Source organism: Aeromicrobium sp. NPDC092404, assembly GCF_040684095.1.
In the GTDB taxonomy this organism is placed as follows: Bacteria; Actinomycetota; Actinomycetes; order Propionibacteriales; family Nocardioidaceae; genus Aeromicrobium.
This window is the reverse complement of the sequence record NZ_JBFBFI010000001.1, coordinates 909867-924262: the sequence shown is the minus strand read 5'-3', so window position 1 is coordinate 924262 and position 14396 is coordinate 909867. Positions and strand designations below refer to the sequence as shown.

Genomic DNA, 14396 nt, shown 5'->3' with positions numbered 1-14396 from the left:
GGTCCGGACGGTCACGCGGTGCGTGCGGCGAGGTCCAGACCGTAGAGCGCCTTGTGACCGTCGATCTCGGGCACGAGCACCTGCCAGCCGCGGCCGCGGTAGAGGCGCGCGGCGGCTCCGTCGTCGGGGGTCGTGGCCAGCAGCGCCTTCTGCTGCGGCAGTCCGTCGACGAGACGATCGTGCAGGAGCCCGGCCACACCTTGGCCCCGGTGTACCGGGTCGACGACGATGTCGACGAGCTCGAAGTGGTCGCCGACCCAGGTCTCGACGATGTCGCTCGGCGCCGCGCCGGCAAGCCAGTCGCTCCAGAACTGTCCGTGCTTGCCGGTGAACCCGTACGCGTACCCGGAGAACTGACCCTCCGTCATGGCCATGACGAGCCGGAAGCCGGCGCGCCGTGAGTGCCGCCGGATCGTCGACGTGACGAAGTTGTCGGCGTCCAACTGGCTCTCGGGAAGCGTGGGATCGCCGTAGGCCGCCAGGTAGATGGCGGCGAGGGCGTGACGGATGTCGGCGTCGATCTGCTTCCGCCCCAGGGCCTGCACGGTCGTCGTCATGCCACCTTGCAACCGGTTGCGGAGCGCATTCATTCCGGTGGGGTCAGATGTGCCGGTGATCGACCCGTGGCATGCGGGGACCGCGACGTTCGGGCCTGGCGAGCGGACTCAGCTGCACCAGACGTACGACCCTGAAGCGGTGAGGCCGCCAAGGCTGCAGGATCTCGGCGAGCTCCTGGTCGTCGACCGCGCGGCCGATCAGGGCCCGGCCGGTGTCCTTGGCCACGTGGTAGTCGCCGAAGGGGACCGCGTCGGCGTCGCCGAGGGCCCGGCTGCCCACCTCGGCGGCGGTCCACACGCCGACACCAGGGATGCTCCGCAGTCCGCGATAGACGGCGGCGTGGTCGTCCGGGTGGGTCGTGGCGAGACGGTCGACCTGCTGACCGAGCCGTGCGCACGCCTGGGCCGTCCTGGCGCGCTGCGGGTCGACGCCCGCTCGATGCCACTCCCACGACGGGATGGCCGCCCACTGCTCGGCCGTCGGGAAGACGCGCATGCCGGATGGTGCGGGTCCGGGGGCGGGCTCCCCGAAGCGCAGGTTGAGGCGCCGCCAGGCGGCGAAGGCGTCGAGCCCGACGACCTTCTGCTCGATGACGGCGGGGATGAGCGCCTCGAGCACGCGTCCGGTGCGCGGGACCCGCAGCCCGGGGAAGCGTCGGAACGCGTCAGCCACGATGGGGTGGTGCGGCACGAACCCGGTCGGATCGTCGTCGGCGCCGGAGAGACCGGGCAGGCCCTCGAGGAGCTCGGACGCTCCCGGGCCCCACGCCTGGGCCTCGACAACGCGGGGATCGGGCTGGCTCAGGACGTACGTGACCGGACCACTGGGCATGCGGCTGGTGCGCCACAGGCGGGTGCCGTCGCGACGGGTGGTCGGGTCCCCGACGCCCCGACGCAGCATGCTGAGCGTCAGCGGGACGTTGACCGGGGTCAGCAGCCGCAGCTGACGCGTCTGCGAGATCTCGGCCGTGCCCATGCCGTCAAGTCTGCCTGCCGGCACCGACGATGGTCAGATCAGGCGGCGAAACCTCGGACGGAGCCGCTCCAGCAGGCGTCGCCACCAGGACGATGATGCGGCGGCTGCCTCCTCGCGCCGGAGCTGCTCGAGGACCGCGCGCTGGCGGGCCACCCGGTCGGCGCGACGCTGCGCCCAATCGGCGATCTCTTCCTCGACGTCGCGCAGGGGAGTGATGACGGGAGGGCCACCCTGGAGCTGACGGCGGGCCTCGATGATGCGGGCGTTGAAGTCCTCGACCACGCGGCGTACGCCGTCGGGAGTCGTCTCGCGGTCGAGCGTGTCGTCCATCGCGGCGTCCTCGGTGCGCAGCGCCAGGGCCGGCGGGAGAACGCCGGTGATCTGCTCGCGCTCGATGAGCCGCTTCAGCCACCAGTCGGGGTCGTAGGGCGCATCGAGGTCGGGGATGGGCTTGCCGGCGCCGGGGAGGTTGTCGAACTCGCCCCTGCGCATCGCCTGCTGCACCTGGAGCTCGACCCACTGGGCCCGGTTGGCGATGTGCCGCTCGCGCGCCTCGCCCTCGTCCTGCTCGTCCTCGTCAGCCGCCGCTGCCTCCGCCTCGAGGCGCAAGCGATACTCGTGTCGCTTGCGGTCGCGCGCGCTCATCGGGATCACTCCTCCAGCTCGTGCTCCAAGCCTAGCCGCGGTGCCTCAACAGCACGACGCCGTCGACCAGGTCGCGCAGCTCGCCGTGGTGCACGGCCCTGCGCTCCCGGACCTGGGACGTCACGACGTCCCATCCCTCGGGGAACAGGGCGACGATCTCGTCATTCGCGAAGAGTCGCTCGGGGTGGTCCTTGCCGATGTGCTCGGACGGGTAGTGCCCCACCACGAGCAGGTGTCCGCCGGCTCGGACCGCAGCGCCCAGTCCTCGGTACGTCTGCGCGCGGGGCGGGTCGGGCAGGTGGAAGAACTGCGCCGACACCAGGTCGTACGAGCCGGCCGGGGGAGTCGTGACCAGGTCGGCCTGCTGGAACGTGATGTCGACGCCCGTGGCGCGTGCCTGCTCGCCAGCGCGGCCGAGCGCGACCTGTGAGATGTCGACAGCGGTCACGTCCCAGCCCTGCTGCGACAGCCAGATGGCGTCGGCACCCTCGCCGCAGCCGACGTCGAGCGCGGTGCCGGGTGTCAAAGACGTGACCTCAGCGACCAGCTGGGCGTTCGGCTCGCCGCTCCAGACCGAGTGCCGCTCGGCGTAGATCGCGTCCCACTCGGCGGCGTCGCTCATGGCGCTCGCGAACCGTCAGGTTGCACGACGTACCAGTTGCCGCCGTTAAGGAAGACGTCGTGGCACTCCACCTCGCCGGGACCCTCGTGCGCGTAGTAGTAGAGCGGGTGGCCGCCGTACGTCACCTGCATCGTGCCCTCGGCGCGGCGAAAGGTGCCGAGGAGCGACGCATCCACGCCGTCGCCGGCCAGCGGCTCGCCCTCGGTCAGCACGGGTGGCCATGCCTTGGCGCACTCGCCGTAGCACTTCGGTGCCTCGGTCTCCTCGAGGTCGAACAGATAGATCGCCTGCTCCCGGGAGTCGAAGAGCATGGGGCCGAACTCGCTGTCCGCCACGACTATCTCGGTGCCTGTCGATGGCTTCGGAGCCGGCTCGCTGCCGGGCGTCGTGGTGCGGCTGGCGCTGGGCGTCGTGGTGCTCTCGGCCTTGTCGCCGTTGCCTTCGCTGCATGCCGTGAGCAGAAGACACGCGATGAGGAGCGCCGAGCGTCGTACGAGCATGCATCGAGTATGGCCTGCGCAATGCAACCCATGGTTGCGCTTTGCGGACTGGGCGACTACTGTGATGCGCAACCACTAGTTGCACATACGGAGGAATCATGGAGTACGCCAGCATCGATCGCGAGATCCACATCGACGCCTCGCCCGAAGTCGTGTTCGAGACGATCAGCACGCCCGAGCACATCCGCGACTGGTGGTACGCCGAGACGGACGTACGGCCCGAGCCGGCCTCGGCGGGGGAGCTGGTCTGGGCGAACGGCGACGATCCGCGGGCTCACGTCGAGCAGATGACCGTGATCGTGGCGGACCCGCCGCGACTCTTCAGCTTCCGGTGGACGAGCCCGGCGGGGGAGACGGCGGCCGAGGGCAACTCCAACTTGGTGACCTTCGAGCTCGTGCCGAGCGGGACCGGCACGCTGCTCCGGTTCAGCGAGACCGGGTTCCGCGAGCGTGGCTGGGAGGCAGCAGTGCTCGAGGAGCGCTACCGCGAGCACGGCGAGGGCTGGGACACCTTTGTGCCGCGCATCAAGGCGCACGCCGAAGCGCTGGTCGCAGCCTCATGACCGTCGCCGTTGACGACGCGCTGTGGTCGGCGATCGGAGACCCGACCAGGCGGCAGCTGCTCGACCTGATGCTGCTCAGAAGTGCAGCGACGGCAACCTCCCTCAGCGAGGAGCTGCCGGTCACCCGCCAGGCGGTCGCCAAGCACCTCGCGGTGCTCGACCGGGTCGGGCTCGTGCACGGCACGCAGTCCGGACGCGAGAAGCGGTACGCGATCGACGCCGCGCAGCTGGCGCGGGCCGTCGCCCAGCTCACCGCCGTCGGCGACACGTGGGACGCCAGGCTCCGCCGCATCAAGCACATCGCCGAGACCGTCGAGAAGAACCGAGCCAACCGAGCTCAGGAGGACTGACATGGACATCGTGCATCGCGTGGGAATGACGACCCCGCAGGAGGCCGTGTACGCGGCGCTGACCACGACCGAGGGGCTGGCCGGGTGGTGGACCAAGGACGTACGCGGGGACGGCGACGCCGGTGGGGTGCTCGCTTTCCGGTTCGCCGGTGCGCCGGATCCCGGGGGCTTCGACATGAGCGTGCTGGCGGCCAACCCGGCGCAGCACGTGCTGTGGGAGGTCGTCGACGGACCCGAGGAGTGGATCGGCACGCGAGTCAGGTGGGACCTGCGGACCGAGGGCGACTACACGATCGTCCTGTTCGCCCATGAGGGGTGGCGCGAACGCGTCGAGTTCATGCACCACTGCAGCACGAAGTGGGCGACGTTCCTGATGAGTCTCAAGGCGTACGTCGAGACGGGCCGGGGCGAGCCGGCTCCCGGCGACGTGAGGATCAGTGACTGGCACTGACCTGTCGAGGTCAGCGGGGGGTCAGGACGCAGAACTCATTGCCATCGGGGTCGGCCATGACCACCCAGTCCACGTCGCCCTGTCCGATGTCGACGCGCTTCGCCCCCAGGGCCACGAGGCGCTCAACCTCGGCTTGCTGGTCCGTGCCACGCGGGGGAGCGATGTCGAGATGGAGGCGGTTCTTGCCCGTCTTGGGCGCCACGGGCGGGCCGCCCCACGACATCTTCGAACCTCCCTCGGGTGCCTGGATGGCGGTCTCCTCGTCCTGGTCCCACACCAATGGCCAACCGAGGGCCTGGCTCCAGAAGTAGCCCACCGCCTGCGTCCCGTCACAGTTGATCGCCCCGATGAAGGCGGTGTCCGCGAGGAAGTTGTTGCCCGGCGGGATGACGCAGAACTCGTTCCCCTCCGGATCGGCGAGGACGGTGTGACCCTCTTCGGGAGTCTGCCCGATGTCGATGTGCCGGGCGCCGAGCTCCAGTGCCAGCGCGATGGTCCGCGCCTCGTGCTCTCGGGACTCGCTCGTCAGGTCGAAGTGGATCTGGTTGGGTCCGGTCCTGGGCTCGCCACCGGGGTCGAAACCGAGGTGGTAGCCGGTCCCGTCGCGGGGAACGAGCTCGAACCGGTCCTCCTCGGCGGTGATGTCCCAGCCCAGGAGACCGGCCCAAAAGCTCGCCAAGGTCCGCGGGTCGCGGGCGTCGAAGATCACTGAGCACAGGTTGGACGTCATCTCGGGTCCCATCATCGGCTGCGAGCCTTCGACTCGGAGGTTGGCAACGCTAGGGTCCTGCCGCGTCGAGCGTCAATGGTGCGGCGCGGAGGAGAAGTTCACGGCGACTGCCAGTCTCGCGTCAAGTGTGCAAGGTTGTCACACATCCGATCATGCCGGACACTGGCGCTATGAGGGATCGCCGATGAACTCGGGAGCGCTGCGGCTGAGGGTGCTCCTGGCAGGCGCGTCAGTCGTGTGCGTAGCCACCGCCGCTCTCGTCGCCTCGCCGGCGCCGTCGGGGGAGTCATCCGCCGGCGAGGTCCGTCGGATCTCGAGCGGCTCGTCGAGCACGGGGGAGACGGCGGTGGCACAGCCGCTCTGGGCGCCGGCAGCCGCGTCCGTACGTGCGGCAGGACCCCTGGTTGTCTCTGACGTCGTGATGGTGGCCAACGAGGACGGCTCAGCGACGCTCTCAGCAGCGTTCGAGGGCGGTGAGAAGGCCGTGTCGCTGACGTCGGTGCACATCACGGCGGGTGCCGAGGCGTTCGACGTCGCGAGCACGCAGATGTGGCTGCCGATCCGTCCTGGCGAGGTGAGCCGTGCCGGTGACCCTTCCGATGCGGGTGGTTTCGTGGTGCCGAAGGGGCTGACGCCTGGCCAGGTCGTCACCGTGCAGCTCCAGTTCGACGACGGCACGTGTGTCTCTGTCGACGCCGAGACCGTTCGGCGAGGTCCAGAGCACGCTCAGGTGTTCCCGACTGACGGGGACACGCTCGGTCCCGGGAGGCCGACCGTTGCGCAGGCCTGCGCCTCAGGGGAGTCCATCTGAGCGCGACTTCTCCATCTTAGTTGACATAATGTGCATTATCGGACAAGTAAGTATTCGCCTGAGCCCTTTCTGAGGGTCGAAGGTGACCTGGCGTCCAAGATCGCCGCTGACGTGGACGCGACGTCACCGCTCGTGCGAGCCGACGTACGCCGCAAGGTGCTCGCCGGTGAGCGTCGACCGTGAACGTACGAGGTCAGCGGGCGTGCCCTCGAAGACGATCGTGCCGCCGTCATGGCCTGCACCCGGTCCCAGGTCGATGATCCAGTCGGCGTGCGCCATGACGGCCTGGTGGTGCTCGATGACGATGACCGACTTGCCGGAGTCGACCAGGCGGTCGAGCATGCCGAGCAGGTTCTCGACATCGGCCAGGTGCAGGCCCGTGGTCGGCTCGTCCAGCACGTAGACAGCGGCGTTCTTGTCGCCCATCTGCGTCGCGAGCTTGAGCCGCTGCCTCTCACCGCCGGACAGCGTCGTCAGCGGCTGACCGAGGCTCAGGTAGCCCAGGCCGACATCAGCGAGCCGGTCGAGGATCGTGGTCGCCGCGGGCGTCGCCGCCTCGCCGTCGCGGAAGAACTCGACGGCTTCGGACACCGGCATCGCGAGCACCTCGGCGATGTTGCGGCCGCCGAGCGTGTACTCCAGCACGGCCGTCTGGAACCGTTTGCCCTCGCACTCCTCGCAGGTCGACTGCACCGTCGCCATGACGCCGAGCTCGGTGAAGATCACCCCGGCGCCGTTGCAGGTCGGGCAGGCGCCCTCGGAGTTGGAGCTGAACAGTGCCGGCTTGACCCCGTTGGCCTTGGCGAACGCCTTGCGGATCGGCTCGAGCAGCCCCGTGTAGGTCGCCGGATTGCTGCGCCGTGAACCCCGGATCGCTCCTTGGTCGACCACCACGACACCGTCGCGCCCGGCAACGGACCCGTGGATCAACGAGCTCTTGCCCGATCCCGCCACGCCCGTGACGACGCACAGCACGCCGAGCGGGATGTCGGCGTCGACGTCGCGCAGGTTGTGTGTCGAAGCGCCGCGAACCTCCAGGACACCGGTCGACGGGCGTACGGACTCCTTGAGCGCCGAGCGGTCGTCGAGGTGTCGGCCGGTGACCGTGTCACTGCTCCGCAGGCCCTCGACGCTGCCCTCGAAGACCACTTCCCCACCGCTCGTGCCGGCGCCGGGACCGAGATCGACGACGTGGTCGGCGATCGCGATGGCCTCGGGCTTGTGCTCGACGACCAGCACCGTGTTGCCCTTGTCGCGCAGCTGCAGCAGCAGCGCGTTCATCCGCTCGATGTCGTGCGGGTGCAGGCCGATCGTCGGCTCGTCGAAGACGTACGTGATGTCGGTGAGTGACGAGCCGAGGTGGCGGATCATCTTGGTGCGCTGCGCCTCTCCCCCGGACAACGTGCCCGACGGCCGTTCCAGCGAGAGGTAGCCGAGCCCGATGGCGGTGAACGAGTCGAGCAGGTGCTGCAGGCCGGTCAGCAGCGGGGCGACGCTCGGCTCGTCGAGCTCACGCATCCAGGCGGCGAGGTCGCTGATCTGCATGGCGCACAGCTCGGCGATGTTCTTGCCGTTGACCTTCGAGGCCAGGACCTCCTTGGTCAGGCGCGTGCCCTCGCACTCGGGACAGGTCTGGAACGTGATCGCGCGCTCGACGAAGGCACGGATGTGAGGCTGCATCGCGTCGACGTCCTTGGACAGCATTGACTTCTGGATCTTGGGGATGATGCCCTCGAAGGTCAGGTTGATGCCCTCGACCTTGATCTTGGTCGGCTCGCTGTGGAGCAGCTTGTCGAGGTCCTTCTTGCTGAACGCGCTGATGGGCTTGTCCATGTCGAGGCCGGCGCCGGCGAAGATGCGGCCGTACCAGCCGTCCATGCTGTAGCCCGGCACCGTGAGCGCGCCCTCGCTGAGGGACTTGCTGTCGTCGTAGAGGGCGGTGAGGTCGAAGTCGCTGACCGCGCCCATGCCTTCGCAGCGCGGGCACATGCCGCCGAGGTAGACCGCCTTGCTGACGACGCTCTTCTCGGTACGTCCGCCCTTGTCGGTGCTCATCACGCCGCTGGCGGTGCGGGTCGGGACGTTGAACGAGTACGCGGTCGGCGGGCCGATGTGCGGCTCACCGAGCCGGCTGTAGAGGATGCGCAGCATCGCGTGCGCGTCGGTCACGGTGCCGACCGTCGACCGTGGGTTGGACCCCATGCGCTCCTGGTCGACGATGATCGCCGTGGTCAGGCCGTCCATGTAGTCGACCTCGGGACGGGCCAGCGACGGCATGAACCCCTGGACGAACGCGCTGTAGGTCTCGTTGATCATGCGCTGCGACTCCGCAGCGATCGTGCTGAAGACCAGCGAGCTCTTGCCCGAGCCCGAGACACCGGTGAAGACCGTGAGCCTGCGCTTGGGGATCTCGACGCTGACGTCCTTGAGGTTGTTCTCACGGGCGCCCTGCACCCGGATGAGGTCGTGGCTGTCGGCGGCGTGCGGTCCGCCATCTGTCGTGGCCGTGCTCATCTGTTCTCCATCCGTCAGGCGGCTCGCGCGCGCGTTCGCCGCCGAGACCTACTGCTCGATCCAACCAGATCGGCGGCGTTGGTCAGGCCAGCTGCTGGATGCGGATCATGTTGCCCGCGGGGTCACGAAAGGCGCAGTCACGGACGCCGTACGGCTGGTCGGTCGGCTCCTGCACCACGTCGGCGTCGGTGGCCTGCACACGGTCGAAGACGCTCTCGAGGTCTCGCGTCGCCAGCAGGATCCAGCCGTACGTACCTTTGGCCATCATCTCCGAGATCATGCGGCGCTCGTCGTCGGTGATGCCGGGATCGGCGGCCGGGGGCGCCAGCAGGATCGACGTGCCGGGCTGCCCGGGCGGACCGACGGTGATCCAGCGCATCTGGCCCTTGCCGACGTCCTGGCGGACCTCGAAGCCGAGCGCGTCGCGGAAGAAGGCCACCGAGGCGTCCGGGTCGGTGTGCGGGAGAAGCGTGGTGTGAATCGTGATGTCCATGTCGACCACGCTAGCGCCGGGCGCGGACGCTGCGCTTCTCGATTCCTGACATGAACGACGGGTGTCCTCGAGGTGGCCGCGCCGGGCGCGATTGGCGAATGGCACTGGGGAGACGCTCTATCCTGTGCACATGACCGACACGCAGCTGGCGACCCGTCACGTCGCCCCACCTGTGGTGCGCAGCATGGACCTGACGGCCAAGGCCGGGCTCGTGTTCCTCCTCGCGGTCGCTCTGATGTTCCCCGACCTCGGTCACATGCGCGGCAAGGCGGCCGGGCTCCGGGCGGTCACCTATCCCCTGCTGGCCTTCTCGGTCCCGGTGCTCTGGTTCGTCTTCTGGCGCGACCGGGCGTCGTTCCCCTGGGTGGCCGACCTGCTCGTCACGATCACGTGCTTCACCGACACCCTCGGCAACCGGATGAACATGTACGACACGATCTCCTGGTTCGACGACTGGATGCACTTCATGAACACCGGGTTCCTGACGGCCGGCGTCATCCTGCTGACGATGCACCGCACCTCGTCGCTCAAGGCGACCCTGGAGCGTGCGCTTGCCTTCGGAGCCACCTCCGCCATCGCGTGGGAGATCGCGGAGTACTACGCCTTTCTCAGCTCGCTGTCGTCGGAGCGGCGCGGGGCCTACACCGACACCCTCAGCGATCTCGCGCTCAACGTGACCGGCGCGTTGGTCGCCGCCGTCGTGGTGCACACGATGTGGCGCGCCGGCCGGCTCGCGCTGGCCGCACCCCAGCTCGAGCCCGTCCCGGCCTGACTCCCGGGCGAGACAGCGCGACGGTGCTTGTCACACATCACCGGGGAGCGTCGTCTGGAGGGCATGACGAGAACTCTGCAACGCACGCTCCTCCTGGTCCTGGCCGCGACCGGCGCCTACGCCGGACCGTGGGCGACGATCGCGCCCCGCTCCTTCTACGACTCGTTCCCGGGGTTCGGCCGGGTGTGGGTCGGGGTCGACGGTGCCTACAACGAGCACTTGATCCGCGACGTCGGTGCCACCTACACAGCGCTGCTGGTGCTCAGCCTCCTCGCCGCGCTCAGCCTTCAGCCGACCGTCGTGATGGTGGCCGGCGCGACCTGGTTGACGTTCGGGACGCTGCACGCGTCGTACCACCTGCCTCACCTCGGTGAGTACGGCGCTCTCGACCAGGTGCTCAACGCGATCGCGCTCGGTGGATCCGTCGTGATGGCCGCGTTGCTGGTCCTCCCGCGTCGTGATCGGGCCGGGGCATGAGGATCGCGGTCGCCGGTGGCACCGGCACCCTCGGGTCGTACGTCGTCGAGGTGCTGAGGACCGGAGGACACGACCCCGTCGTGCTGTCGCGAGGGCGTGGTGTCGACCTCGTGACGGGTGCCGGGCTGGACCAGGCGCTCGACGGAGCCCAGGCGGTCATCGATGTCAGCAACCGCATCACGACGAGCCGCAGCAAGGCGGTCGGCTTCTTCGAGGCAGCCACGACGAACCTGCTCGCAGCCGGCCACCGTACCGGCATCCGCCACCACGTCGCGGTGTCGATCGTCGGCATCGATCGCGTGGGGCTCGGCTACTACGCCGGCAAGCTGCGGCAGGAGGAGCTCGTCCTCGCGTCCTCCCGGCCGGTGAGCGTGCTCCGGGCGACGCAGTTCCACGAGTTCGCCGGCCAGGTGCTGCAGCAGGTGCCCGGTCCGGTCGCGATCGTCCCCCGGGCACGGGTGCAACCCATCGCCGCTCGAGAGGTGGCCGCCGCTCTCGCCGAGCTGGCGATCGGCACTCCGGTCGGCATGGCGCCTGAGCTGGCCGGTCCCCGGGAGGAGTCGCTCGCCGACATGGGGCGCCGGCTCCTGCGGGCTCGCGGGTCGCGGCGGCCGGTGCTGCAGGCCCGACTGCCCGTTGCGGGCGCCTCGGCGATGGCATCCGGAGGGCTGCTGCCGACCGGACCCGGTCCGCGAGGCGTGCAGACGTACGAGGACTGGTTGGCGGAACGGGCCAGGTGAGGCCCGAATGCGATTACGATCCCCCGCATGACTGCAGCGTTCCTGATCACCTCGCTCATCGTGGTGGCCTCCCCCGGCACCGGCGTGCTTTACACGATGGCCGCCGGGCTGACGCGCGGCACGCGAGCCAGTCTCGTGGCCGCGTTCGGGTGCACGCTGGGCACGCTCCCCCACATCGTCGCTGCGGTCACGGGCCTTGCCGCGCTGCTGCACACCAGTGCGGTGGCGTTCCAGACCCTCAAGTACGCCGGCGTCGCCTATCTGCTGTACATGGCGTGGAACACCCTGCGCGACACGGGCGCCCTCAGCGTCGAGGCCCAGGGTGAGCCGAGGTCGGCGCGGCAGGTCATCGTGTCCGGGGTCCTGGTCAACATCCTGAACCCGAAGCTCTCGATCTTCTTCGTCGCGTTCCTGCCCCAGTTCGTCAGCGCAGGAGAACCCCAGTACGTCCTGAGGATGCTCGAGCTCAGTGCCGTGTTCATGCTGATCACGTTCGCGGTCTTCGTCGCGTACGGCGTCTTCGCAGCCGCGATCCGCGACCGGGTGATCTCACGACCGGCGGTGCTCACCTGGATGCGCCGCACCTTCGCCGGCGCGTTCGTCGTGCTCGGCGCCAAGCTGGCCGTCGCCGAACGTTGAGCCGCGGGCGCCTGTCGTGGCGTGACGGCCGGTCGTAGACTCGCGCCATGACGACTGATCGAGGCATCCACGAGCACATCTCCGCGCTGGTCGCCGAGGAGAAGGCGCTGCGCGAGCAGCTGGGCAAGCACGAGATCACGCCGGGCGAGGAGCATGCCCGACTGCAGAAGCTCGAGGTCGAGCTCGACCAGGCGTGGGACCTGCTGCGACAGCGCAACGCCAAGCGTGAGTACGGCCAGTTGCCGGAGGACGCCGCCGAGCGCTCGCCCGACGTCGTCGAGAAGTACCTCGGCTGACCCGGTGGAGATCACTCGTTTCGGGCACGCCGCCCTGCTCGTCGAGGCGGCCGGAGCCCGCATCCTGATCGATCCCGGCGTGTTCAGCCGCGACGAGACCTTCGAGCTCGAAGATCTCGACGCGATCGTCGTGACCCACCAGCACCCCGACCACCTTGACGTGTCGCGCGGGGCCGCCCTGCTCGAGCGCAACCCGCAGGCCCTGCTGCTGTGCGATCCCGAGACCGCCTCGACCACCGAGATCGGCGACTGGCGTGAGCACGCCGACGGCACCGTGACGGAGGTCCAGGGCCTCACGATCCGCGGAGTCGGCGCTCAGCACGCGGTCATCGTGCCCGAGCTCCCCCGCGTCGCCAACATCGGTGTGCTGGTGACCGCCGAGGGCGAACCCACGCTGTTCCACCCGGGCGACACCTATGAGCACGCACCTGACGGGGTCGACGTCCTGGCCCTGCCGCTCGCTGCCCCATGGGGCAAGGTCAGCGAGACCGTCGACTTCGTCCGGAGGGTCTCCCCCACGACGCTGTTCCCGATCCACGACCTGACGATCGCCGAGCCGGCGTACGGGATCTACTGGGGGCACGTGGTCAACTTCGGCGGTGTCGAGGACGCTCGCCAGCTCGGCCAGAGCGACATCGCGACGGTGTGATCGACGCGGCACGCCGTGTCTCGTTCATCGAATTGAGTTATCTCATATCTGAGATATGGTGAAAGGCATGACCGTCCGCGACGATTACCTTTCCCGAATCGGGGCACTCATCCGTGACGCCCGCCAGCACACGGGCCTGACGCAGGCCGAGCTCGCCACCGAGCTCAGGACCAGCCAGAGTGCCGTGAACCGCATCGAGAAGGGGCAGCAGAACTTGACGCTCGACATGCTGGCCCGCATCGGCAGCGCGCTCGACTCCGAGCTCGTCTCCGTCGGCACCTCCGGGCCCAGCCACCTCCGGGTGGCCGGCGGCACGACCCTGTCGGGCTCGATCGACGTCAAGTCCAGCAAGAACGCGGGCGTCGCACTGCTTTGCGCCTCCCTGCTCAACGCCGGCACGACGGTCCTGCGCAAGGTCGCCCGCATCGAGGAGGTCAACCGCCTCCTCGAGGTGCTGACCTCGATCGGGGTCAAGGCGACCTGGCTCAACGACCAGAACGACCTCGAGCTCATCGTCCCGGCGACGCTCGATCTCGCCGCGATGGACGCCGACGCCGCCCGGCGTACGCGCAGCATCATCATGTTCCTCGGTCCGCTGATGCACCGCTACGACGACTTCGAGCTGCCCTACGCCGGCGGTTGCGACCTCGGCTCCCGCACGGTGGAGCCGCACATGACGGCGCTGCGGCCGTTCGGTCTCAAGGTCGTTGCGACCGAGGGTAGCTATCACGCGACCGCCGCCGCCGGCGTCGGTCCGGAGCGGCCCATCGTGCTGACCGAGCGCGGCGACACGGTCACCGAGAACGCGCTGCTCGCGGCCGCCCGCTACGACGGCGTCACCGTGATCCGCAACGCCAGCCCCAACTACATGGTCCAGGACCTGTGCTTCTTCCTGGTCAAGCTGGGTGTCGGCATCGAGGGCATCGGCACCACGACGCTGCGCGTGACCGGCAAGCCCGTCATCAACTGCGACGTCGAGTACGCCCCCAGCGAGGACCCGATCGAGGCCATGAGCCTCATCGCCGCGGCGATCGTCACCAAGTCGAGCATCACGGTCCGCCGCGTGCCGATCGAGTTCATGGAGATCGAGCTCGCCCTGCTCGAGGAGATGGGCTTCCAGTACGACCGCGGCGACGAGTACGCCGCCGAGAACGGTGAGACCCGTCTCGTCGACATCACGACCCACCCGTCGCCGATGCACGCGCCGATCGACAAGATCCACCCGATGCCGTTCCCGGGCCTCAACATCGACAACCTCCCGTTCTTCGCGGTCATCGCCGCGACGGCCGAAGGTCAGACGATGCTGCACGACTGGGTCTACGAGAACCGCGCGATCTACCTCACCGAGCTCAACAAGCTCGGCGCCTCGGTCAAGCTGCTCGACCCGCACCGTGTGCTCATCGAGGGCCCGACGCACTGGAGCGGCACCGAGCTCGTCTGCCCGCCGGCGCTGCGTCCGGCCGTCGTGATCCTGCTCGCCATGCTGGCGGCCAAGGGCACCTCGGTGCTGCGGAGCGTCTACGTCATCAACCGCGGCTACGAGGACCTCGCCGAGCGGCTCAACGCCCTGGGCGCCCAGATCGAGACGTTCCGGGACATCTGAGCCCCAAA

At 69.0% G+C, this 14396-nt stretch carries 19 protein-coding genes; 11 read left to right on the top strand and 8 right to left on the bottom strand.

Annotation, left to right across the window (positions count from 1 at the left end; all coding sequences use genetic code 11):
* Positions 1-11: 11 nt before the first annotated feature.
* The 5 genes from AB0N22_RS04680 to AB0N22_RS04660 are packed head-to-tail and all read right to left on the bottom strand — an operon-like array spanning position 12 to position 3300.
* The gene (locus AB0N22_RS04680) at positions 12-557 is read right to left on the bottom strand and encodes a GNAT family N-acetyltransferase (RefSeq protein ID WP_364636656.1); all 546 of its coding nucleotides are present in this window, start codon (positions 555-557) and stop codon (positions 12-14) included.
* A 43-nt stretch (positions 558-600) separates the two neighbouring features.
* Positions 601-1533: a DNA-3-methyladenine glycosylase 2 family protein gene (locus AB0N22_RS04675; protein WP_364636654.1), complete on the bottom strand. Its 933-nt coding sequence runs from the start codon at positions 1531-1533 to the stop codon at positions 601-603.
* Between the two features lie 33 nt (positions 1534-1566).
* Complete coding sequence (locus AB0N22_RS04670; protein ID WP_364636652.1) at positions 1567-2178, bottom strand: DUF1992 domain-containing protein; 612 nt, start codon at positions 2176-2178, stop codon at positions 1567-1569.
* A 31-nt stretch (positions 2179-2209) separates the two neighbouring features.
* Entirely contained in the window at positions 2210-2800 is a 591-nt protein-coding gene (locus AB0N22_RS04665; RefSeq protein ID WP_364636650.1) for a class I SAM-dependent methyltransferase, read from the bottom strand.
* On the bottom strand, positions 2797-3300 hold the full coding sequence (locus tag AB0N22_RS04660; RefSeq protein WP_364636648.1) for a hypothetical protein: 504 nt from the start codon (positions 3298-3300) through the stop codon (positions 2797-2799). Before AB0N22_RS04660 ends, AB0N22_RS04665 begins: the two co-directional genes overlap by 4 nt.
* A gap of 98 nt (positions 3301-3398) precedes the next feature.
* Here AB0N22_RS04660 and AB0N22_RS04655 point away from each other — a divergent pair, with 98 nt between their 5' ends.
* The 3 genes from AB0N22_RS04655 to AB0N22_RS04645 are packed head-to-tail and all read left to right on the top strand — an operon-like array spanning position 3399 to position 4664.
* On the top strand, positions 3399-3863 hold the full coding sequence (locus AB0N22_RS04655; RefSeq protein WP_364636646.1) for an SRPBCC domain-containing protein: 465 nt from the start codon (positions 3399-3401) through the stop codon (positions 3861-3863).
* On the top strand, positions 3860-4213 hold the full coding sequence (locus AB0N22_RS04650; RefSeq protein WP_364636644.1) for a metalloregulator ArsR/SmtB family transcription factor: 354 nt from the start codon (positions 3860-3862) through the stop codon (positions 4211-4213). Before AB0N22_RS04655 ends, AB0N22_RS04650 begins: the two co-directional genes overlap by 4 nt.
* 1 nt (position 4214) lies before the next feature.
* Complete coding sequence (locus AB0N22_RS04645; RefSeq protein ID WP_364636642.1) at positions 4215-4664, top strand: SRPBCC domain-containing protein; 450 nt, start codon at positions 4215-4217, stop codon at positions 4662-4664.
* Between the two features lie 10 nt (positions 4665-4674).
* Here AB0N22_RS04645 and AB0N22_RS04640 read toward each other — a convergent pair whose 3' ends face one another.
* Entirely contained in the window at positions 4675-5409 is a 735-nt protein-coding gene (locus tag AB0N22_RS04640; protein WP_364636640.1) for a VOC family protein, read from the bottom strand.
* Between the two features lie 169 nt (positions 5410-5578).
* Between AB0N22_RS04640 and AB0N22_RS04635 the strand changes: the two genes are divergently transcribed.
* Entirely contained in the window at positions 5579-6205 is a 627-nt protein-coding gene (locus tag AB0N22_RS04635) for a hypothetical protein (protein WP_364636638.1), read from the top strand.
* A gap of 123 nt (positions 6206-6328) precedes the next feature.
* Here the strand turns inward: AB0N22_RS04635 and AB0N22_RS04630 are convergent, their stop codons facing one another.
* Positions 6329-8719, bottom strand: a complete 2391-nt coding sequence (locus tag AB0N22_RS04630) for an excinuclease ABC subunit UvrA (protein ID WP_364636636.1) — start codon at positions 8717-8719, stop codon at positions 6329-6331.
* An 82-nt stretch (positions 8720-8801) separates the two neighbouring features.
* Positions 8802-9212: a VOC family protein gene (locus AB0N22_RS04625; RefSeq protein ID WP_364636634.1), complete on the bottom strand. Its 411-nt coding sequence runs from the start codon at positions 9210-9212 to the stop codon at positions 8802-8804.
* Positions 9213-9342: 130 nt separating this feature from the next.
* Here AB0N22_RS04625 and AB0N22_RS04620 point away from each other — a divergent pair, with 130 nt between their 5' ends.
* From AB0N22_RS04620 to AB0N22_RS04590, 7 genes are all read left to right on the top strand, one after another.
* Positions 9343-9984, top strand: coding sequence for a hypothetical protein (locus tag AB0N22_RS04620; RefSeq protein ID WP_364636632.1), 642 nt, complete (start codon positions 9343-9345; stop codon positions 9982-9984).
* Positions 9985-10047: 63 nt separating this feature from the next.
* Positions 10048-10461, top strand: coding sequence for a hypothetical protein (locus AB0N22_RS04615; RefSeq protein ID WP_364636630.1), 414 nt, complete (start codon positions 10048-10050; stop codon positions 10459-10461).
* On the top strand, positions 10458-11201 hold the full coding sequence (locus AB0N22_RS04610) for an NAD-dependent epimerase/dehydratase family protein (RefSeq protein WP_364636628.1): 744 nt from the start codon (positions 10458-10460) through the stop codon (positions 11199-11201). Before AB0N22_RS04615 ends, AB0N22_RS04610 begins: the two co-directional genes overlap by 4 nt.
* Before the next feature lie 27 nt (positions 11202-11228).
* Positions 11229-11840 (top strand): LysE family translocator, encoded by a 612-nt coding sequence (locus tag AB0N22_RS04605; protein WP_364636626.1) that lies wholly within the window; start codon positions 11229-11231, stop codon positions 11838-11840.
* Between the two features lie 47 nt (positions 11841-11887).
* Entirely contained in the window at positions 11888-12136 is a 249-nt protein-coding gene (locus AB0N22_RS04600) for a DUF2630 family protein (protein ID WP_364636624.1), read from the top strand.
* 4 nt (positions 12137-12140) lie between these two features.
* Positions 12141-12785 (top strand): MBL fold metallo-hydrolase, encoded by a 645-nt coding sequence (locus tag AB0N22_RS04595; protein ID WP_364636622.1) that lies wholly within the window; start codon positions 12141-12143, stop codon positions 12783-12785.
* Positions 12786-12852: 67 nt separating this feature from the next.
* Positions 12853-14388, top strand: a complete 1536-nt coding sequence (locus AB0N22_RS04590; protein WP_364636620.1) for a UDP-N-acetylglucosamine 1-carboxyvinyltransferase — start codon at positions 12853-12855, stop codon at positions 14386-14388.
* Positions 14389-14396: the final 8 nt, after the last annotated feature.